This window comes from Allosphingosinicella sp. (assembly GCF_036387215.1).
In the GTDB taxonomy this organism is placed as follows: Bacteria; Pseudomonadota; Alphaproteobacteria; order Sphingomonadales; family Sphingomonadaceae; genus Allosphingosinicella.
In genome coordinates this window covers 1-19,465 of the sequence record NZ_DASVUE010000229.1, presented here as the reverse complement: position 1 = coordinate 19,465, position 19,465 = coordinate 1, and the positions used below count along the sequence as shown (strand labels likewise).

Sequence of the window (19,465 nt, the reverse complement as noted above, 5' to 3'; positions counted from 1 at the left end):
CGACAGGCTCAGGCCGAACGGGTAGGGGCTTATGATGATCGAAGACATCGTCCCGGACAGCGAGCGGCGCGGGCTGATCGGCGCGCTGCCGGCGGCGGCGAGGCCGTTCGCGTCGTTGATGCGGCTCGACCGGCCGATCGGGGTCTGGCTGCTGTTCTGGCCCTGCGCGTGGAGCATAGCGCTGGCGGGGGTCGGGGAGCGGGGCGTGGCGCTGCTGCTCTGGCTCGGCCTCGGCGCCTTTGCGATGCGGAGCGCGGGCTGCGTCTACAACGACATCGTCGACCAGGATCTCGATGCCCGCGTGGAGCGGACTCGGCTTCGGCCGCTGGCGAGCAAGCGGGTGTCGTTGAAGGCCGCATGGGTGCTGCTGGTCGGGCTCAGCCTGATCGGCCTTGCCGTGCTGCTGCAGCTCGAGCGGACCACGCTCGGGCCGTTCCGCTCGAACGGCGCAATCCTGCTGCCGGCCGGTCAGCCGGCGCTGATCCAGGTGGCCGGACTCAACGTCTCGGGCACGAGCGCCAGCGGGATGCTGCGCAGCGATCCAGGGGGCTTCACAGGAAGGCTGAATGTCGCCGGCGGCGGGCTCGACGGGCAATTGCTGTTCAGCCCGGTCGGACAGGTGCAAAGGATCGAGGCGCATCTGGCGGCGAACGAAGCACGCTTCGCAGGTCCGCCGCCGATCATGATCAGGCGCGGCAAGCTTGACGGCGTGATCCTGCTCAATCCCGGCGCGACGTCGGCCGAAGCGACGCTCAGTGCGCGGGGCCTCACCCGCGGCGGGCTTTCCATTGCGAGCATCGAGGCGCAGGCGAGCATGCGCGGCGGCACCGGCCAGGTTCGAGCGAACGTCGCCGGCAGCCGCGGGCGTGACTTCGTGTTCCGGACCGTTGCCGAAGTCGCGCCGGGCCGGATCAGGCTTACCGGAAGCGGCTCCGTCGACCGCCGGCCGATCCAGCTGCGCGAGCCGGCGCTGCTGACGAAGGAGCGGGACGCGTGGCGGCTTGCGCCGACCGATCTTACCTTCGCCGGCGGCAGCGCCACGGTGTCCGGCCTGTTCGGCCCCCGCGATACTGCGTTCGAAGCGCGCATGCAGTCGATGCCGCTGACCGTGCTTGATATTTTCTACCCGAGGCTGGGGCTGGTCGGTATCGCATCGGGCACGCTCAGCTACCGGTCGCCCGAGGGCGGAGCGGTGCCGAACGGGGCGCTGAACCTTCGGGTGCGGGGGCTCACCCGCTCCGGTCTGGTGCTCTCCTCGCGCCCGGTGGATGTCGGGATCGCGGCGCGGCTGGTCGGGCCGAACGCCGCGATGCGGGCGGTGGCGGTCAGCGAAGGGCGGACGATCGGGCGGGCGCAGGCGCGAATCTCTTCCATGGGCGGAGCCGGTAGCCTTGCCGATCGGCTGGCGCGGGCGCCGCTGTTCGCGCAGCTCCGATATAACGGCCAGGCCGATACGCTCTGGCGCCTGCTCGGGATTGAACTGCTTGATCTCAGCGGCCCCGTCGCGATCGGCGCGGACGCCACCGGCAGCCTCGCCAATCCGCAGATCAGGGGCTCGCTGAGGACCGAGCGGGCGCGGCTCGAAAGCCCGGTGACAGGAACCGTCATCGAGAACATCCAGGCGAGCGGGCGCTTCGGCGGCTCGAGGCTGGTCCTCGACAATTTCACCGGCACGACCAAGCGCTCGGGCCGTGTCACTGGGCGCGGCGCCTTCGATCTTTCAGCTACGGAAGGGATCGCGATCGATCTCGCGCTCCAGGCGCAGGCGGCGCAGCTCATCGATCGTGACGACCTGAAGGCGCAGGTGACGGGTCCGATCACGATCCGCTCATCAGGTTCGGGAGGGACGATCGCCGGCGACGTGCAGCTCGTCACCGGCAGCTTCAGGCTCGGAAGCGCCACCGCCGCGGCGCAGCTGCCGCGGCTTGCGGTGCGGGAGCTCAACCGGCCGGAGGACGACCTCCCACCGCCGCGGCCGCGCTCGCCCTGGAAGCTCGACCTCAGCGTCAAGGGCGACGACCGGCTCGCAGTCACCGGCCTCGGCCTCACCAGCGAGTGGGCTGCGGACCTTCGGATCGGCGGCACGGTCACGGAGCCGCGGATCAACGGCCGCACCGACCTGGTCCGCGGAAGCTACGATTTCGCCGGCCGGCGCTTCGACCTCGAACGCGGCACGATCCGGTTTCTCGGCGAAAGCCCGGTCAACCCGGTGCTGGACATCGTCGCCGAAGGGCGGGTGCAGGGGCTCAGCGCCGAAATCCGGGTCACGGGGCGAGGGCTCCGCCCGGAGATCGCCTTCACCAGCACGCCGCAGCTGCCTCAGGACGAGCTCCTGAGCCGGCTGCTGTTCGGGACTTCGATCACGAATCTGTCGGCGCCCGAGGCGCTGCAGCTTGCGGCCGCAGTCGCCTCGCTCAACGACACCGGCGGCGGGCTCGATCCGATCAATGCGGTAAGGGCGGCGACCGGGCTCGACCGCCTTCGTATCCTCCCTGCCGACATCAGCACTGGGCAGGGGACCGCGATCGCCGCCGGCAAATATATCGGCCGCCGCGTCTATGTGGAGGTGATCACCGATGCCCGCGGCTATTCGGCGACGCGGCTCGAATATCAGATCACGCGCTGGCTCTCATTGCTGTCGAGCATTTCGACGATCGGCCGCCAGAGCGTGAACGTGCGGGTATCGAAAGACTATTGAGCCGCCTCTACTCGAACTCGGAGGCCGAGTTTCCAAGCAGGTAGCGAGGGCCCGCCCCGGCCCGGGCGGCGCGGTCGCCGGGATTGTAGAGCGCGCAGCGCTCGAGCGACAGGCAGCCGCAGCCGATGCAGCCGTCGAGCAGATCGCGGGTGCGCTCCAGCATCCTGATCCGCTCGTCCAGCCGCGAGCGAAGGCGCGTGCTGATCGCCGCCCAGTCGGCCTGAGTTGGTGCACGTCCCTGCGGCAGCGTCGAAAGCTCCGCCTCCACCTCCGCCAAGGTAAGGCCCAGCCGCTGCGCGATGAGCGCGAACGACAGGCGGCGGATGTCCGAGCGGAGGAAGCGTCGCTGGTTGCCGGAGGTGCGGATGGCGCTCACCAGCCCCCGCGCCTCATAGAAGCGGATGGCGGAGACGGAGAGCCCGGTCCGTCGCGCCAGATCCCCGATCGTCAGCAGAGGTGAAGGTGCCATGACCGAGCCCAATCTTAATCCTTGACCTCAACTTAGCTTGAGGTTGTACGACTCGGCAAGAGCTGCGGAATCGCTGCTTTTGGAAAGGAGAAGGATATGGCTCGGGCACGTATCGAACATGTGAACATCACCGTCAGCGATCCCGATCGCGCCGCGCGGCTGATGGAGCGGGTGTTTGGCTGGAAGGTCCGCTGGCAGGGACTGGGCCGCGGCGGCGGCCGAACGATCCACGTCGGCTCCGAAGATCATTATGTTGCGCTCTCCACGGGCCGCGACGTCACCTACACCGCGGAAGATTTCGCGAAGGGGCGGCCGCTCAATCATATCGGCATAGAGGTGGACGATCTCGACGATGCCGAGCAGCGCGTCGTCGAAGCCGGCCTTGCCCCGTTCAACCATGGCGACTACGAGCCCGGCCGCCGCTTCTACTTCCTGGATCCGGACGGCATCGAATATGAGGTGCTGAGCTACCAGCCCGTGCAGCCGGTCCGGGCGGCAGAGCTGGAGGCGGTATGATCCAGCTGAGCCACATCCTGGTTCTGAGCACGCCCGAGTTCGTGCAGCGTCAGCTCTGCCCGGTGCTGCGGGATGAGACATGCGCGAGGCTCGACGCGCGCCGAAGATGACGCCATGATGCTCTCCCAAAGGAAAAAAGGGGGCGCGGGTGGCGAGCTGGAATGCGAGGAAGCGGGTTACCGCGCATGAGGATCTGGCGCCCGAGCATCGGCTGAAGCAGACGCTCTCCTGGCCGCACCTCATCGCCCTCGGCGTCGGAGCGATCGTCGGCACGGGCATCCTGACCCTGATCGGCGTTGGCGCTGCCAAGGCGGGTCCTTCGGTGATCCTCTCCTTCGCGATCGCCGGTGTGATCTGCGCGGCGGCGGCGCTCGCTTATGCCGAGATGGCGACGATGATCCCCGCCTCGGGAAGCGCCTATACCTACACCTATGTCGTGATCGGCGAGCTTCTCGCCTGGATCGTCGGCTTCAGCCTGATCCTCGAATATTCGCTGGTTGTGAGCGCGGTCGCGGTCGGCTGGTCCGGCTATGCGGCCGGCTTCATGGAAAGCATGGGCGCGGCCCTGCCGTCCGCTTTGGTGCAGGGACCGGAGCTCGGCGGCATCGTCAACCTGCCCGCGATCTTCATCATCGGCGTGGTGGCGGGGCTGCTGATCCTCGGCACCAAGGAAAGCGCGACGATCAACGCGCTGCTGGTGCTCGTGAAGATCGCCGCCTTGATCGTGTTCGTGGCGGTTGCGCTGCCCTATTTCGATGCGGCGAAGTTCGAGCCCTTCATGCCCTATGGCTTTCCCAAGACGGGCGCTCCCGGCGCCGAAGTAGGGGTCATGGCGGCCGCGGCGATCATCTTCTTCGCCTTTTACGGCTTCGACGCCATCGCGACCGCGGCGGAAGAGACCAGGAACCCGGGGCGCGACCTTTCGATCGGGATCGTCGGATCGATGCTGCTCTGCGTGATCATCTACATGGCGGTGGCGGCCGCGGCGATCGGCGCGGTGACCTACACCCGCTTCGCCAACAGCCCGGAGCCGCTGGCGCTGATCCTCCGGCAGCTGGGGCAGCCGGGCGCAGCGGCGTATCTGGCCGGCTCGGCGGTGATCGCTTTGCCCACCGTTATCCTCGCCTTCTTCTACGGCCAGAGCCGGATCTTCTTCGTCATGGCGCGCGATGGCCTCCTGCCGCGCGGGCTGGCGCGGGTCTCCGGGCGCGGATCGCCGGTGAGGATCACGCTCTTCACGGCGGTGCTCGTGGCGATCCTTGCGGGCCTCATACCGCTCGACGAACTCGCCGCGCTCGCCAACGCGGGCACCCTGACCGCCTTCATCGCCGTCTGCGTGTGCATGCTGGTGATGCGGAGCCGCGCCCCGGAGGCGCCGCGGCGGTTCCGGACCCCGCTCGCCTGGCCCGTCGGCATCTTCGGCATCCTCGGCTGTGCCTACCTCTTCTACAGCCTTCCCTGGACGACCCAGAAATACTTCTTCCTCGCCCATGTGGTGGGGCTGGCCATCTATCTGCTCTACGGCGCCCGGAACAGCATTGCCGGGCGGGAGGCCGCGGGGAGGAGCTGAAGTGCGCGCACCGCCCGCCGAAGGCCGCGGACGCCGCCTCGGCAACATCGTCGGCGGCTCGGCCGGCAACATGGTCGAATGGTACGATTGGTATGTCTATTCGGCGTTCACGCTCTACTTCGCGCCGGTCTTTTTTCCGAAGGGGGATGCGACCGCGCAGCTGCTGAGCGCGGCAGCCGTGTTCGCGGTCGGCTTCGTGATGCGGCCGATCGGCGCCTGGCTGATGGGCATCTATGCGGACCGAAAAGGGCGGAAGGCGGGTCTGACGCTTTCGGTCGCGCTGATGTGCGGCGGATCGCTGCTGATCGCCGTCACGCCCGGCTATGCGAGCATCGGGCAGTGGGCGCCCGCGATCCTCGTCCTTGGGCGGCTGATGCAGGGGCTGAGCGTCGGCGGCGAATATGGGGCGAGCGCGACCTATCTCAGCGAGATGGCGGGCGCCAAGCACCGCGGCTTCTATTCCAGTTTCCAATATGTGACCCTGATTTCCGGCCAGCTCACCGCGCTCGGCGTGCTCATCGTCCTGCAGGCGAGGATGTCTGAAGCGGCGCTGGAGGCGTGGGGCTGGCGCATCCCGTTCGCCATCGGAGGCGCGCTTGCGGTGGTGGTCTTCTGGATCCGGCGGCGGCTGGAGGAGACGGAGAGCTTCAACAACGCCAAAGCGTCGGACGCGCCCAAGTCGAGCGGCTTCTCGCTGTTTCGCGAGCATCCGCGTGAGGCCCTGCTGGTGATGGCGCTGACGGCCGGGGGCACCTTGGCCTTCTATGCCTACACGACCTACATGCAGAAATTCCTGGTCAACACCTCCGGCTTCAGCCGGGAGACTGCGGCCCAGGTGACCGCCGCCGCCTTGTTCCTCTTCATGCTGCTGCAGCCGTTGGCGGGCGCGATTTCGGACCGGGTGGGTCGGCGGCCGCTGATGATCGGCTTCGGCATCGCCGGCCTCATCCTCACCTATCCGATCTTCAGAACGCTCGAGGGCGTCGACAATCCACTTGTCGCCTTCGCCCTGGTGTTCGGCGCGCTGCTGATCGTCACCGGCTATACGTCCATCAACGCCGTAGTGAAGGCGGAGCTATTCCCCGCTCACATCCGCGCGCTCGGCGTTGCTCTCCCCTATGCGCTGGCCAACACGATCTTCGGCGGCACGGCCGAATATGTCGCCTTGTGGTTCAAGGACCGGGGGATCGAGAGCGCCTTCTACTGGTATGTCACCGGCATGATCGGGCTGTCGCTGATCGTGTACTGGCGGATGCGCGACACCCGCCAGCACAGCCGGATCCTCGAGGATTAGCTCGAATAATACATGTCGTATTCGACCGGGCTCGGGGTCGTCTCCCAGCGCATCTGCTCCTCCCACTTGAGCTCGATGTAGGCGTCGATCTGGTCGTCCGAGAAGACGTCGCCCTTGGTGAGGAAGGCGCGGTCGTTCTGGAGGGATATCAGGGCCTCGCGAAGGCTTCCGGAGACAGTCGGAACGTTGACCAGCTCCTGCGGCGGCAAATCGTAGAGGTTCTTGTCCATCGGGTCGCCCGGATGGATACGGTTCTGGATGCCGTCGAGGCCAGCCATCATGATCGCGGCATAAGCGAGATAGGGGTTGGCGAGCGGATCCGGGAAGCGGAATTCGACGCGCTTGGCCTTCTCGCCGGTGCCGTACGGGATGCGGCAGGAGGCGGAGCGGTTGCGGCTCGAATAAGCCAGCAGCACCGGCGCTTCGAAGCCCGGAACGAGGCGCTTGTAGCTGTTGGTGGTCGGGTTCGTGAACGCGTTCAGCGCCTTGGCGTGCTTGATGACGCCCCCGATGAAGTAGAGCGCGGTCTCGCTGAGGCCGGCATAGCCGTTGCCGGCGAAGAGCGGCTTGCCGCCGTTCCAGATCGACATGTGCACGTGCATGCCCGAGCCGTTATCCTTCGCGATCGGCTTCGGCATGAAAGTCGCGGTCTTGCCGTAGGCGTGCGCGACCATGTGCACGACATATTTGTAGATCTGCATGCGGTCGGCGGTTTCGACCAGCTTTCCGTAGGTGAGGCCGAGCTCGTGCTGGGCCGCTGCGACCTCGTGATGGTGCTTGTCCATGGGGAGGCCCATCTCGAGCATCGTCGAGACCATCTCGGCGCGGATGTCCATCGCGCTGTCGACCGGCGCGACCGGGAAGTAGCCGCCCTTGGCCCGCGGCCGGTGGGCGAGGTTTCCGACATCATATTCACGGCCGGAATTGGTCGGAAGCTCGATGTCGTCGATCTTGAAGTAGCTGCTGTTGTAGCCGTCCTCGAACCGCACATCGTCGAACATGAAGAACTCGGCTTCGGGCCCAACGAACACGGTGTCGCCGATGCCGGTGGTCTGGAGATAGGCCTCGGCGCGCTTGGCGGTCGAGCGCGGATCGCGGGCGTAGAGCTCGCCGGTGCCCGGATCGACGATGTCGCAGAACAGGATCAGCATGTTCGTGGCGCTGAACGGATCGACATAGGCCGCTTCAAGGTCCGGCTTCAGGATCATGTCGCTTTCGTTGATCGCCTTCCAGCCGGCGATCGACGAGCCGTCGAACATGAAGCCGTCGATCAGCTGATCCTCGTCTACGATCGACGAGACCATCGAGAGATGCTGCCACTTGCCCTTGGGGTCGGTGAACCGAAGGTCGACCCACTCGATTTCCTCGTCCTTGATGCGCTTCAGGATGCTGCCTGCGTCGTTCGCCACTGTGCTGCCTCGTCGTCTAATGGTTGCGCGCCCGAATCCCCCCGGCGCCTGCCGCCCTACATCCCGCGCCCGGCCGGAAAGCTCCAGCCGAGTCAGAAGCGTGGTGAATATTTCACGTGGATGAGGTCAGTATTGGCGCCGCTGGGCCCCGATCAGCATCCGGAGCAGCATTCCGACCGGGCGGGGCACGCCGACCTTGCCCTCGAGCCAGAGGCTGACCGCGGAGCGGCTGACGCCGATCGCGGCTGCGAGGTCGTTCTGCGTCTGGTAGCCGAGCGTCCGCATCGCCGCGCGAAGCTCGTCGGGAGACATCGAGGCGAGGCGGGGGTCATCCACCGTCAGATTGCGTCGGAGCCTCGTTCGCCGGTGCGGATTCGGAGTGCTTCCTCGATGTTGCTGACGAAGATCTTGCCGTCGCCGATCCGGCCGGTGCGGGCAGCGTTCGCGATCGCCTCCACCACGCGCTCGGCTAGGCCGTCGTCCACCACCACTTCGAGCTTCACCTTGGGGAGGAAATCGACCACATATTCGGCGCCTCGATAGAGCTCGGTATGGCCCTTCTGGCGGCCGAAACCCTTGGCTTCGGTGACCGTGATCCCGGACACGCCGACATCGTGCAGCGCCTCCTTCACCTCGTCCAGCTTGAACGGCTTGATGACGGCTTCGATCTTCTTCACTCGAGGTCCTCCGCTGCTCGGACGCTTCAGTAGCCGCAGGGGCGGGGATTTGCCTGCGACGCCGACGGGGGCGAAGCGGGGCAGGTGAAGTCGCGCCGCTGCGCTTCGCGCGTGTCGCTGTCCTGCCGCTGCTGGTCCGCCGCCTCGCGCATCGCCTGAGCCTGCGCGCGCGACCGCGCCAGCGCCGCCGCCGAGAGATCGCGGGTGGAGGCAGCCCGGCGAGCGATATTGGAATTGACGCCGCTCGGGGCGGAACCGACCCCGCACTGGAGGGCGCCGGTCGCATCGCGCACGCAGCCGCTCGACTGCGCCGCCGCGGGGCCGGCAGCCAGGAGGAGAGCGAAGGCGAGGGCGCGGGCCTGCTTCATCAATAAGGCGGTTTGTCGAAGCCCCGGGGGCTCCTGGTGAAGATCTCGCAGCCGTCCTCGGTGATTCCGATCGAATGCTCGAACTGGGCGGAGAGCGAACGGTCGCGAGTGACGGCGGTCCAGCCGTCCTCGAGCACTTTGCAGGCGGCCTTGCCGATGTTGATCATCGGCTCGACCGTGAAGAACATGCCCGGGCGAAGCTCGGGGCCGGTGCCGGGGCGGCCGGCATGGACCACTTCGGGCGGGTCATGGAAGACGCGGCCGAGGCCGTGGCCGCAGAAATCGCGGACGACGCCGTAGCGATGCTTCTCCGCGTGCGACTGGATGGCGTGGCTGATGTCGCCGAGGTGGTTGCCGGGCTTCGCCTGCTCGAGCCCCAGCATCAGGCATTCGTAGGTGACGTCGACGAGGCGCCGCGCCTTCACCGGAACGTCGCCCACCAGGTACATGCGGCTCGTGTCGCCGTGCCATCCGTCAAGGATCGGGGTGACGTCGATGTTGACGATGTCGCCGTCCTTCAGAAGCCGGTCGTTCGAGGGGATGCCGTGGCAGACGACATGGTTGATCGAGGTGCAGCAGCTCTTCGTGTAGCCGCGATAGCCGAGCGTCGCGGGCACCGCGCCGGCATCTTCCATCAGCTTCAGGACCAGATCGTCGAGCGCCTGGGTCGAGACGCCCGGCACCACGTGCGGCACGAGTTCGTCGAGGATGCGCGCGGCAAGCCGGCCGGCTGCGCGCATTCCGGCAAAGCCCTCGGGTCCGTGGAGCTTGATCGTCCCGGCTCGTTCGGCCGCGGGCGCATCGTAGCGCTCGATGGTCTGATATTCCGTCATGCGCGGAATATAAGCTTTCGCCCCTCCCTTGGCGAGCCCCGGCCCTTACGTCTAAGGGCGGAGCATGGCAGGCGATCGGATCTGGACGGCGGGGCTTCTGATCATCGGCGACGAGATCCTGTCGGGGCGCACCCAGGACAAGAACGTCTCGCAGATCGCGACCTGGCTCAACATCCAGGGCATCCGGCTGTCGGAAGTCCGGATCGTCCCCGACGTTCACGAGAAGATCGTCGAGGCGGTGAACGCGCTTCGGGGGGATAACGACTATCTCTTCACCACCGGCGGCATCGGCCCGACGCATGACGACATCACGGTCGATGCGATCGCCGATGCGCTGGGCGTGCCCGTCGTGGTGCACCCGAAGGCGCGGGCGGTGCTCGAAGCTTATTACGAGAGCCGCGGCGGTGTGAACGAGGCGCGGCTTCGGATGGCGCGGGTGCCCGAGGGCGCCGAGCTGATCGAGAACCGCATGTCCGGCGCACCCGGCATCCGCCACGGAAACATCTTCATCCTTGCCGGTGTGCCGCACATCACGACCTTGATGCTGGAGGCGCTGTCCGGAACCATCGAGGGCGGGAAGCCGATACTCTCCCGGACGATCGGCTGCTGGACGGCCGAGAGCGAGGTCGCCGATCTCCTGCGCGAAACGGAAAAGGCGCATGAGGGCTGCCAGGTCGGCAGCTACCCCTTCTTCCGTGAGGGAAGAGTAGGAGCCAATTTCGTCGTCCGGAGCACCGAGCCGCTCGCTCTGGAATCGTGCTGCGGCGATCTGATCCAGGGCTTGAAGGCCGCCGGGCGCGAAGTGGTACCCGACGGCATCTGAAGGCGGCGGCCGGCCCTATCTGCCGCGCTCGCCGGACCTCCTGACGGCGGGAGGCGGCGGCATCCACTCCGGCAGCTGCTGCGCGTGCGCCAGATGCGCTTCGATGATCGGAACCGCCCGTGCGGCCACCTCTCTGAGGGGAGGAAGGTCGCCATTTTCGGCATACGTGCGGTGAAGGTTGAGCGCCTCCTCATGCGCTGCGATCTGTTCCGCCTTGTACGCCCTATCGAAGTCGGCGGGTCCGGCCGACTGGAGGCGGGCAAGCATGTCGGCGTGGCGGGGCAGCATGCGGGGCGGCGGAGGCCTCAGGCCTGCGCGCTCGGCCGCCATCATCATCTCGTTGGACATGCGGTTATGATCGCCGATCAGCATCTGCGCGAACGAGCGCACTTCCGGGTTCCGCGACCGCGCCAGGGCAAGCCGGCTCGATTCGATCTCGAACAGGTCCCCGCTCGCCGCGCTTTCCATGTAGACGGGAGCCGGCATGCTGGGGATGCCGGCATCCACCTGTTCGGGCCCGAGCGGCTCTTCCATCGGGGTGGTGCAGCCGGCCATCAAGGCTCCGGTGATCAAGATCAGGCGTTTCATGCATCTCTCCCTTAGGTCCTGTCCCCGGGACGATAAGGGCGATCTGAGAGATAAGGTTCCGCGCCTGGCCGAAGTGCCGTAGCGGCGGGATATCAGGCGAGTGGAGCGGGTGAAGGGAATCGAACCCTCGTCGTAAGCTTGGGAAGCTTCTGCTCTACCATTGAGCTACACCCGCGAAGGGCTCCGGCACCCGATTGCCACGAGTGGAGCGTGCCGGTCAACACGCTGCGCCGCGTGGGGGCGGCTAGAGACCGGCTTCGACGGCGATCCTCACCGCATCCGCGGAAGTCGCGGCGCCGAGCTTCGTGAGGAGAGCGGCGCGGTGCATCTTCACGGTCTTTTCGCTGATGCCGAGGCGGATCGCGATCTGCTTGTTGCGGTAGCCGAGCGTCATCTCGCGAAGCACCTGGCGCTGGCGGCCGGTGAGGCCGTTCACCTGTTCGCCGGCGCGGCGGCGGCGGTCGACCGCGGGGGTCTCTCCGTCGGCGGTCACGTCCATCTGCGAGCCGATGAAATATCGAACCTTGCCGTCGGCGCCGAAGAGCGGCGCGATCATCACCGCGTTCCTGAAGCTGCTCCCGTCGCGCCGGTAATTGACGAGCTCCGTGAGCGCCGGGCGGGCGTCCGACGTGGCTTTGGCGAGGAGGGCGGATCCGCGCTGATCGGTGTCCGGCCCGGCAAGGAAGCGGCAGTTGCGGCCCATCACTTCCTCTCGCGTATAGCCGCTGAGGGCGAGGAAGGGCTCGTTGACGGCAACGATCGGGTTGTCGGGCAGGCGCGGATCGGTGATGATCGTGGCGATCGGCGTCTGCTCGATCGATGCGAATAGCTTCTCGTCGCTGTCGGCGTTCTGCATAATCGCCAGCATCAGAGCCAAAGATCGGCCGAAGATCAAGCTTGTGCTGATCCGCACCGGTTCCCCGCCTCGGTCCAAGCTTCCCCACGTTCATTGCAAGCTCATGCCGAAGGGCCTATTTCCAGCCTCGCATGTTCCGGATCGTCTCGGCCTTGTTCGTCGCTTTGGCGATGTTCCTCTCGCCCGTCATGATGGCGGGCGGCGGCGGCATCGCGCATGCCGCGCCCGCCGCTCAGGCGAAGGGAGACGGCCATTGCCGGGGCGAGACGGCTCCTGAGGGCAAGCAGAAGCCCGACATGAAGATGAGCTGCGCGAGCGCCTGTGCGGCCTTCCCTGCCGCAACGCCCGCAATGGCGGAGCGCAGCGTGCAGCCGAAGCCGCTTGCTGCCGCAGCCGAGCCGCTCCTCCTGACAGGCATCGCGCCGGAGCGCGAGACGCCCCCTCCACGACCCTCTCCAGCGATTTGAACCCAACTCGAAACACTGGAGACACAGGATGAAAATGCTTCTGACGGCGCTCGTTCTTGCGATCGCTTCCCCCGCCGCGGCGCAGACCGCCGCTCCGGCCGCCGGCCATGGCGACCATGCCGCCCAGCATCAGGCGGGCCACGCCGAACACCAGGCCGATAAGCATTCCGGCCACAAGATGGACGGCAAGTGCTGCGAGGAAATGTCCGGCGGCAAGACGATGGACTGCTGCGAGAAGATGAAGAAGGAGGGCAAAAAGATGTCCTGCTGCGATCATCACGAGGGCAAGTCCGAAGCCGGCGCTCACGACGGGCACGGCAAGCATTAGGACGCGCGCGGGAGCCGGATCGCTTCGGCTCCCCACTTCCTTCGACGTTCCGGCCCCGCCCGCGTGGCCGATCCGAGGATTTCAGGAATGAACCAGTTGATCGCACGGCGGTCGCTGCTCCGCGCCGCTGCTCTGGGCGCGGCGGGGCTTGGCGCATCGCGGCTGTTCCCGGCATGGGCGCAGACCGGCACGCCGGGGCTGCTGCCCGAGCTGCCGACCCTGTCAGGTGAGGAGATCGCCCTCCGCGTCGGCCATACGCCATTTACGGTCGGCGGGCGGACGGGGCACGCAATCACCCTCAACGGCACTCTGCCGGGCCCGCTCCTGCGGCTGCGGGAGGGGCAGAATTTCCGCCTGACGGTCACCAACGAGCTGGACGAGGATACCTCGATCCACTGGCACGGGCTGCTCCTGCCGTTTGAGATGGACGGGGTGCCTGGCGTGAGCTTCCCCGGCATCCCGGCGCGGGGCAGCTTCACCTATGAATTCCCGATCGTGCAGTCGGGCACTTATTGGTATCACAGCCACTCCGGCCTGCAGGAGCAGATGGGCCTTTACGGGCCGATCATCATCGATCCCAAAGGCGCGGACCCGATCGGCTACGACCGCGAGCATGTGATCGTGCTCAGCGATTGGAGCTTCCTCCACCCGCACCGGATCATCTCGAAGCTGAAGCAGGAGGGCGGCTTCTTCAACCGGCAGAAGGAGACCTTGCTGGGCCGCCGGACGGAAAGGCTCGGCGGCGAGGACCGGCGGATGTTCGCCAGGATGCGGATGGACCCGACCGACGTCGCCGACGTGACCGAGGCGGCCTATACTTTCCTCGTCAACGGCCATGGCCCGGCCGCAAACTGGACCGGGCTTTTCCGGCCCGGCGAGCGCGTGCGCCTCAGGATCATCAACGCCGCCGCGCAGACGATCTTCAACATCCGAATACCGGGGCTTCAGATGCTCGTCGTCGCGTCGGACGGGAACCCGGTCCGGCCGGTAGCGGTCGAGGAATTCCAGATCGGCAATGCCGAGACCTACGACGTGGTCGTGCAGCCGGCGGACGATCGCGCCTTCACTTTCGTCGCCGAGACGATCGACCGCTCCGGCATGGCGCGCGCGACGCTTGCGCCGCGCCACGGAATGAGCGCGCCCGTTCCGCCGCTCCGGGAGCGCCCGGCGCTGACGATGAAGGACATGGGCATGGGCGCAATGGATCACGGCGCGCACGGCGCCGCACCTGGCATGGATCATTCGAAAATGGACATGCGGGACAAGTCGAAGGTGTCGTTCCCCGTGGGCGTCGGCGTCGACATGATCGCACCGAACCCGGTGGACCGCACCGGCGACCCCGGCGTGGGGCTCGAGGACGTGGGGCACAAGGTGCTGACCTACCGCGACCTGGTGTCGCTGCATCCGAACCCCGACCAGCGCCCGCCGACGCGGGCGATCGAGGTGCACCTTACCGGCAACATGGAGCGCTTCATGTGGTCGATCGACGGGCAGAAGCTCAGCGAGAATCCGGAGCCGATCCGGTTCGAGCTCAATGAGCGGGTGCGCGTGACGATGGTCAACGACACGATGATGACCCACCCGATGCACATTCACGGGCACTTCTTCGAGGTGGTGAACGGCCATTCCGGCAATCACCCACTGAAGCACACGGTGATGGTGATGCCGGGCGGGAAGGTCAGCTTCGACATGACTGCGGACGCGCCGGGGGATTGGGCGTTCCACTGCCACATGCTCTATCACATGCATGCCGGCATGATGCGGATCGTGAAGGTTCGGCCGCTGAAGGGAGAGGCGGCATGAAGCGGCTCCTGATCCTCCTTGCCGCCACCGCGTTCTCCACCCCTGCGCTTGCGCAGCATCACGGGCATCATCCGGCACCTGCGCCTAAGGCCAAGCCGAAAGCCAAGCCTAAGGCGGCACCGCGAAAGCCCGCGGCCAAGGCGAAGCCGGCGCGGCGCGGTCCGGCCGCGGTGAAGCCGGTAGGCAGGCCCGCCGCCGATCCCCACGCGGGGCACACTATGCCTGCTGCGCCTGAGCCCGCGGATCCGCATGCCGGTCACCAGATGCCGGCGGAGCCGCGGGATCCGCATGCCGGCCACCAGATGCCGGCGGAGCCGCAGGATCCGCATGCCGGCCACCAGATGCCGGCAGCGGGCCTTCCGGCGCCCCCTGTCGTGCCGCCGCCCGCAGCTGCGATGAGCGGCCCCGAACATGCCGCCGACGCGGTGTTCGGCAGCGAGGCAATGGCGGCGGCCCGCGCCGCTATGAACGGGGAGCATGGCAGTATGCGCCACTCCAAGATCCTCATCGACCGCGTCGAAGCCCGCTCCCGCCGTGGCCGCGACGGCTACCTGTGGGATGCGCAGGGCTGGTATGGCGGCGACATCCACAAGCTTTGGCTGAAGACGGAGGGGGAGGGCGATTTCGGCCGTTCGCCGCAGCAGGCCGAAGTGCAGGCGCTGTGGAGCCGCGCCATCGATCCATGGTTCGACCTCCAGCTCGGGGTGCGGCACGATTTCCGGCCGGATCCGGAGCGCACCCATCTCGTGCTCGGGATCCAGGGTCTCGCCCCTTATTGGTTCGAGGTCGATGCAGCCGCCTTCCTGTCCAGCAAGGGCGACGTCACGGCGCGGATCGAGGCGGAATATGATCTGCGGCTCACGCAGAAGCTGATCCTCCAGCCGCGCGCGGAGTTGAATCTCGCAATGCAGGATATTCCGGAGATCGGTATCGGCTCGGGCATCTCTTCGGGCGAGTTCGGCGCTCGCCTCCGCTACGAGATCCGGCCGGAATTCGCGCCCTTTGTCGGCGTCGAATATGAACGGAGCTTCGGCAAGACAGCGGATTACGAGCGGGCGGCGGCGCGGCGTCACGGCCATTTAAACCTGCTGGTCGGCGTCAGGGCCTGGTTCTAGCGGCTTGCGCCGGCCGCCCCTTTCCGGCCAGATGTGCGGCGCAACCGGGGGAGAGCGGCGATGGCGGAGACGAAGCGGACGGTCGGCTGGCCGCGGACGCTGACCTGGCTGGCACTGACGCTGAGCGTCGGCGGCCTCGCGGCGGCTCTCGTCGCGGCGATCGGGAGCGGTCAGGGCGCCTGGCATTTCCGCGTCGGTTTCACCATCCTCCGCTACGCCTTCTACGCCGCCATTGCGGGCGGGCTGCTCGCGATCATCGCCTGGTTAGGGGGGCGGAGGAGGGGAGCCGGCCTCGGGCGCTACAATCTGCTCGCCTTTTTGATCGCGCTCGCCTTTGTCGGCTACCTTGGAAGCCACATCGCCACCGCGCGCAGCGTGCCGGCAATCCATGACGTCACCACCAACCTTCAGGACATTCCCCAGTTCACCCTGCTGAAGGTGCGCGAGGACAATCTCGAGAAGATACCGGACAATGACGATCCGCGGCTGAAGGCGATGGATCCGGAGAGCCGCTGGAAGGCGCTTCACCGCGCGGGCTATCCGGACCTGTGGCCGATCCGCGTGTCATGGACCGTTGAAGAGACGATCCGCCGCGCCGAAGCTGTCGCCCGGAAGCGCGGCTGGGAGATCGCGAAGGTGGATCCCGAGGCGGGCATCCTTGAAGCCACCGACACCACCTTCTTCTTCCGCTTCAAGGACGACGTGGTGCTCCGGGCGCGGCCTTTTGCGGAGGCAAAGGGCGGCACCCAGGTCGATATGCGTTCGATCAGCCGCGTCGGCGGAAGCGACGTCGGCGTGAACGCGAAGCGGATCCGAAGCTTCCTCAGCGATCTCCAGAAGAGCTGAGGGGCCCTTTGAGGAGCCTTATCGCTGCGCTCGGCACGCTCGCTGCGGCGCTGCTGATCGCATTCCTGGCGTCGCAGCCGCCGGCCGTGCTGAGCGCTTCTGCGCCTCCGAAGGTGTTTTCGGCGGAGAGGGCGATGGCGGACGTGCGGGCGATCTCTCGTGCTCCCCGGCCGACCGGATCGGCTGAGAACGAGCGGGTGCGCACCTATCTTGCCTCGCGGATGCGGCACCTTGGGATGGCGGTGGCGGAGCAGCCGGGGCCGCTCACCGAGAAGAGCGCTGAGAAGCTGCGCGAGCGGGGCAATCTGGCGGTTGCACCGACGACGGCGGTGAACCTCATCGGCCTTTTGCCGGGGCGCGATCGGGCGCAGCCGGCGATCCTGCTGATGGCGCATTACGACAGCGTGCCGGCCTCTCCCGGCGCTCCGGACGACGCGGCTGGGGTCGCGGCGGCGCTCGAGATCGTTCGTGCGGTGAAGGCGCGCGGGCTCCCGGAGCGGGACGTTGCCGTGCTGCTTACCGATGCGGAGGAGGTCGGGCTGGTCGGCGCGGAGCTGTTCTTCGCCGATCATCCGCTGGCGCGTCGGACCGGAGCGGTGCTCAACATGGAATCGCGCGGCGGCGGCGGGCGCGCCGCGATGTTCGAAACGGGGCGCCGGAACGGTGAGATGATGGCGCTCTATCGCCGCTCCGTCGACCGCCCCACCTCCAATTCCCTGGCGGTGCTGATCTATGAGCTGATGCCGAACCGGACCGATTTTACGGTCTCGAAGGAAAAGGGAATCGCCGGCTTCAACTTCGCCTTCATCGGCGACGGCCGGCTCTACCATTCGCCGATGGCGACTGCGGATGCGCTCGATCAGCGCACGCTCCAGGATCTGGGTGCGCAGGCACTCGGCGTGGCGGGCGCGCTGGCCTTCGCACCTTCGCTGCCGGCGGAGGCGCCCGACGCCGTGTTCGGGGACGTGCTGGGGCTGTTCGTAATCGCCTACCCGCCGGGACTGGGATGGGTACTTCTGGCGCTGTCGGCGGGGCTGTTCGGCTTTGCCTGGACGCGGGCTCGGGTCGGGCCAAGGGAGTTGCTGCGCGGGGTGTCGATTGCCGTCGCGTTCCTGCTGCACACGGCGCTCGTCCTGCGGGTCGTCAACCTCATCTCGGGGAGCGGAGGCGACCCGAATTATTATGACCGATTGGCAGCGCTGCCGCGTCTCGAGGTGCAGGCTCTCCTGCTGTGCCTCGCCGCATTGCTGCTTGCCTGCGTCGCGCGCATTCCCGGAAGGCGCCGGCTCGCCCCCGTTCCGGCACTCCTGCTCATTACGATCGGGCTGCTCGCCGGCGGGTGGTCCTTCATTCTCGCGGGGCTGGGCCTTGCCGCCGCAGTGACGGCGCTGCTCGTGCCGCGGGCGGGAAGCTCAGTCTGGAGCGGCTGGTTCGGCTTTGCGATCCTTGCGTTTCTGCTCGGCCTCGCAGCTCAAGGCGCCGCGCCGACTGCGGCGCCGCTGATCGTCTGGACGTTGCTTGCGGCCAGCATGGCAGCGGCGGCCGCGGCGTTGATCGATCCGGAATTCCGCCGCGGCGGCGCGCTTGCAGCGGCGGCGGTCCCCGGGGCGGTCGCGGGAGGGCACCTGCTCTATCTCGCGCATTTCACCTTCCTCGGCGTCGGCGCTCCGATGGCGGAGGTGATGGCGATCTATGCATTGCTCGCTGCGCTGCTGGTCTGGCCGTTGTTCCGGTCGGCAGCGCGCCCGCGTCCGTTCCTGATCGGCGCGGGGATTCTGCTGATCGCCGGGACGGCGGTGGCGCTCAGCGTCAGGCTCGATCCGATGGCCCCGACCATACCGCCCTATAGCGAGCCTAGATGAGCCTTTAGCCGCTCGGCGCGGCGAAGATCCTTTTCCCGGCCGAAGCGTTCGAGGATCGAGATCTGCTCATGGGGCTTGGGCACATGAAGCAAGCCCTTGCTCCAGGGTAGCGCCGGCCGAGTGGTTGGGACGAGTGGCTCTCCCCGCACATTCAGGCCGGCCATCACCTCGATCGGCAGCGGCGCGAATGTGGCCGTGGCGAAGATGCTCGAACGGAAGAGTTCGGAGGCGCTGGGCAGCGTCGGTTTCAGCCGCCAGTGCTTCATCAGCCGATGGGCATCGGCCTCGCTCGTGAGCAGGTCCACGTCCTTCGGCTGTTCGTCCAGCCCCACCAGGAAAGCCGCCGTGCTGCCGATGATCCACCAGCGCTCCTGAAGCACGGCCGCCGCCGCGGCGACCGCGTCAAGCGTCCGCGCGAGCTTCTCGCCGCCGCTCATCGCCCCGACCCAAAGAAAAAGGCGGCCCGGATCGCTCCAGGCCGCCTCTTTCTTTTCTCGGGGCCCCCACAAAGGACCACTTTGTGGGGATCTCCTTAGCGCTTCGAGAACTGGAAGCTGCGGCGGGCCTTGGCCTTGCCGTACTTCTTGCGCTCGACGACGCGCGGATCGCGGGTGAGGAAGCCTTCGCGCTTCACCGTGGTCCGGAGCGTCGGCTCGTAGCGCGTCAGCGCCTGGCTGATGCCGTGGCGGACCGCGCCGGCCTGGCCGGAAAGGCCCCCGCCGGTGACGGTGGCGACGACGTCATACTGATCGCGGCGATCGGTGATGTCGAACACCTGGTTGATGACGAGGCGAAGCGTAGGGCGGGCGAAATAGACTTCCTGATCGCGGCCGTTGACCGTGATCTTGCCGCTGCCGGGCTTCAGCCAGACGCGCGCGACCGCATCCTTGCGGCGGCCGGTGGCATAAGCGCGGCCCTGCTTGTCGAGCTGCTGCTCGCGGAG

General features: G+C 67.2%; 21 protein-coding genes and 1 tRNA gene. 11 read left to right on the top strand and 11 right to left on the bottom strand.

What is annotated here, in order from left to right; all coding sequences use genetic code 11:
• Positions 1-34: 34 nt before the first annotated feature.
• Positions 35-2,698, top strand: coding sequence for a translocation/assembly module TamB domain-containing protein (locus tag VF662_RS08975; RefSeq protein WP_464140049.1), 2,664 nt, complete (start codon positions 35-37; stop codon positions 2,696-2,698).
• A gap of 7 nt (positions 2,699-2,705) precedes the next feature.
• Here VF662_RS08975 and soxR read toward each other — a convergent pair whose 3' ends face one another.
• Positions 2,706-3,167 (bottom strand): redox-sensitive transcriptional activator SoxR, encoded by a 462-nt coding sequence (soxR, locus tag VF662_RS08970; protein WP_464140047.1) that lies wholly within the window; start codon positions 3,165-3,167, stop codon positions 2,706-2,708.
• A 96-nt stretch (positions 3,168-3,263) separates the two neighbouring features.
• On the opposite strand from soxR, the gene VF662_RS08965 reads away from it, so the two are divergent.
• From VF662_RS08965 to VF662_RS08955, 3 genes are all read left to right on the top strand, one after another.
• Positions 3,264-3,683, top strand: a complete 420-nt coding sequence (locus VF662_RS08965) for a VOC family protein (protein WP_464140045.1) — start codon at positions 3,264-3,266, stop codon at positions 3,681-3,683.
• A 148-nt stretch (positions 3,684-3,831) separates the two neighbouring features.
• On the top strand, positions 3,832-5,253 hold the full coding sequence (locus tag VF662_RS08960) for an amino acid permease (protein WP_464140043.1): 1,422 nt from the start codon (positions 3,832-3,834) through the stop codon (positions 5,251-5,253).
• 1 nt (position 5,254) lies between these two features.
• On the top strand, positions 5,255-6,547 hold the full coding sequence (locus tag VF662_RS08955; protein WP_464140041.1) for an MFS transporter: 1,293 nt from the start codon (positions 5,255-5,257) through the stop codon (positions 6,545-6,547).
• Here the strand turns inward: VF662_RS08955 and glnA are convergent.
• The 5 genes from glnA to map form a co-directional block, all read right to left on the bottom strand.
• Positions 6,544-7,956 (bottom strand): type I glutamate--ammonia ligase, encoded by a 1,413-nt coding sequence (gene glnA, locus VF662_RS08950; protein WP_464140039.1) that lies wholly within the window; start codon positions 7,954-7,956, stop codon positions 6,544-6,546. The two genes, VF662_RS08955 and glnA, sit on opposite strands and share 4 nt — an antisense overlap.
• Positions 7,957-8,082: 126 nt before the next feature.
• Positions 8,083-8,292: a transcriptional regulator gene (locus VF662_RS08945; protein WP_464140035.1), complete on the bottom strand. Its 210-nt coding sequence runs from the start codon at positions 8,290-8,292 to the stop codon at positions 8,083-8,085.
• Between the two features lie 2 nt (positions 8,293-8,294).
• The gene (locus VF662_RS08940) at positions 8,295-8,633 is read right to left on the bottom strand and encodes a P-II family nitrogen regulator (RefSeq protein ID WP_464140032.1); all 339 of its coding nucleotides are present in this window, start codon (positions 8,631-8,633) and stop codon (positions 8,295-8,297) included.
• A gap of 26 nt (positions 8,634-8,659) precedes the next feature.
• Entirely contained in the window at positions 8,660-9,001 is a 342-nt protein-coding gene (locus VF662_RS08935) for a hypothetical protein (protein ID WP_464140029.1), read from the bottom strand.
• Positions 9,001-9,834, bottom strand: coding sequence for a type I methionyl aminopeptidase (gene map, locus VF662_RS08930; RefSeq protein WP_464140027.1), 834 nt, complete (start codon positions 9,832-9,834; stop codon positions 9,001-9,003). The genes VF662_RS08935 and map overlap by 1 nt, the downstream gene beginning before the upstream one ends.
• Positions 9,835-9,898: 64 nt before the next feature.
• On the opposite strand from map, the gene VF662_RS08925 reads away from it, so the two are divergent.
• Entirely contained in the window at positions 9,899-10,657 is a 759-nt protein-coding gene (locus VF662_RS08925; RefSeq protein ID WP_464140025.1) for a competence/damage-inducible protein A, read from the top strand.
• Positions 10,658-10,672: 15 nt separating this feature from the next.
• Here VF662_RS08925 and VF662_RS08920 read toward each other — a convergent pair whose 3' ends face one another.
• The 3 genes from VF662_RS08920 to VF662_RS08910 form a co-directional block, all read right to left on the bottom strand.
• A complete protein-coding gene (locus VF662_RS08920; protein WP_464140023.1) occupies positions 10,673-11,245 on the bottom strand; it encodes a DUF4142 domain-containing protein in 573 nt (190 codons plus the stop codon).
• 101 nt (positions 11,246-11,346) lie between these two features.
• A tRNA-Gly gene (locus tag VF662_RS08915) sits at positions 11,347-11,420 on the bottom strand.
• Between the two features lie 69 nt (positions 11,421-11,489).
• The gene (locus tag VF662_RS08910) at positions 11,490-12,113 is read right to left on the bottom strand and encodes a response regulator transcription factor (RefSeq protein WP_464140021.1); all 624 of its coding nucleotides are present in this window, start codon (positions 12,111-12,113) and stop codon (positions 11,490-11,492) included.
• Between the two features lie 119 nt (positions 12,114-12,232).
• Between VF662_RS08910 and VF662_RS08905 the strand changes: the two genes are divergently transcribed.
• The 6 genes from VF662_RS08905 (at position 12,233) to VF662_RS08880 (ending at position 18,522) form a co-directional block, all read left to right on the top strand.
• Entirely contained in the window at positions 12,233-12,568 is a 336-nt protein-coding gene (locus VF662_RS08905; protein WP_464140019.1) for a hypothetical protein, read from the top strand.
• A gap of 28 nt (positions 12,569-12,596) precedes the next feature.
• Positions 12,597-12,896, top strand: coding sequence for a hypothetical protein (locus VF662_RS08900; protein ID WP_464140017.1), 300 nt, complete (start codon positions 12,597-12,599; stop codon positions 12,894-12,896).
• Between the two features lie 87 nt (positions 12,897-12,983).
• Positions 12,984-14,699 carry a copper resistance system multicopper oxidase gene (locus VF662_RS08895; RefSeq protein ID WP_464140015.1) on the top strand — a complete coding sequence of 572 codons (1,716 nt, stop codon included), beginning with the start codon at positions 12,984-12,986 and terminating at the stop codon, positions 14,697-14,699.
• The gene (locus tag VF662_RS08890) at positions 14,696-15,814 is read left to right on the top strand and encodes a copper resistance protein B (RefSeq protein WP_464140013.1); all 1,119 of its coding nucleotides are present in this window, start codon (positions 14,696-14,698) and stop codon (positions 15,812-15,814) included. Before VF662_RS08895 ends, VF662_RS08890 begins: the two co-directional genes overlap by 4 nt.
• Positions 15,815-15,874: 60 nt before the next feature.
• Entirely contained in the window at positions 15,875-16,660 is a 786-nt protein-coding gene (locus VF662_RS08885) for a DUF1499 domain-containing protein (RefSeq protein WP_464140011.1), read from the top strand.
• An 8-nt stretch (positions 16,661-16,668) separates the two neighbouring features.
• Positions 16,669-18,522, top strand: a complete 1,854-nt coding sequence (locus tag VF662_RS08880) for a M20/M25/M40 family metallo-hydrolase (RefSeq protein WP_464140009.1) — start codon at positions 16,669-16,671, stop codon at positions 18,520-18,522.
• Here the strand turns inward: VF662_RS08880 and VF662_RS08875 are convergent.
• Positions 18,504-18,902: a hypothetical protein gene (locus VF662_RS08875; protein ID WP_464140007.1), complete on the bottom strand. Its 399-nt coding sequence runs from the start codon at positions 18,900-18,902 to the stop codon at positions 18,504-18,506. The genes VF662_RS08880 and VF662_RS08875 overlap by 19 nt on opposite strands.
• Before the next feature lie 152 nt (positions 18,903-19,054).
• A partial coding sequence (gene rpsI / locus VF662_RS08870; protein WP_464140005.1) for a 30S ribosomal protein S9 occupies positions 19,055-19,465 on the bottom strand: 411 nt, incomplete at its 5' end.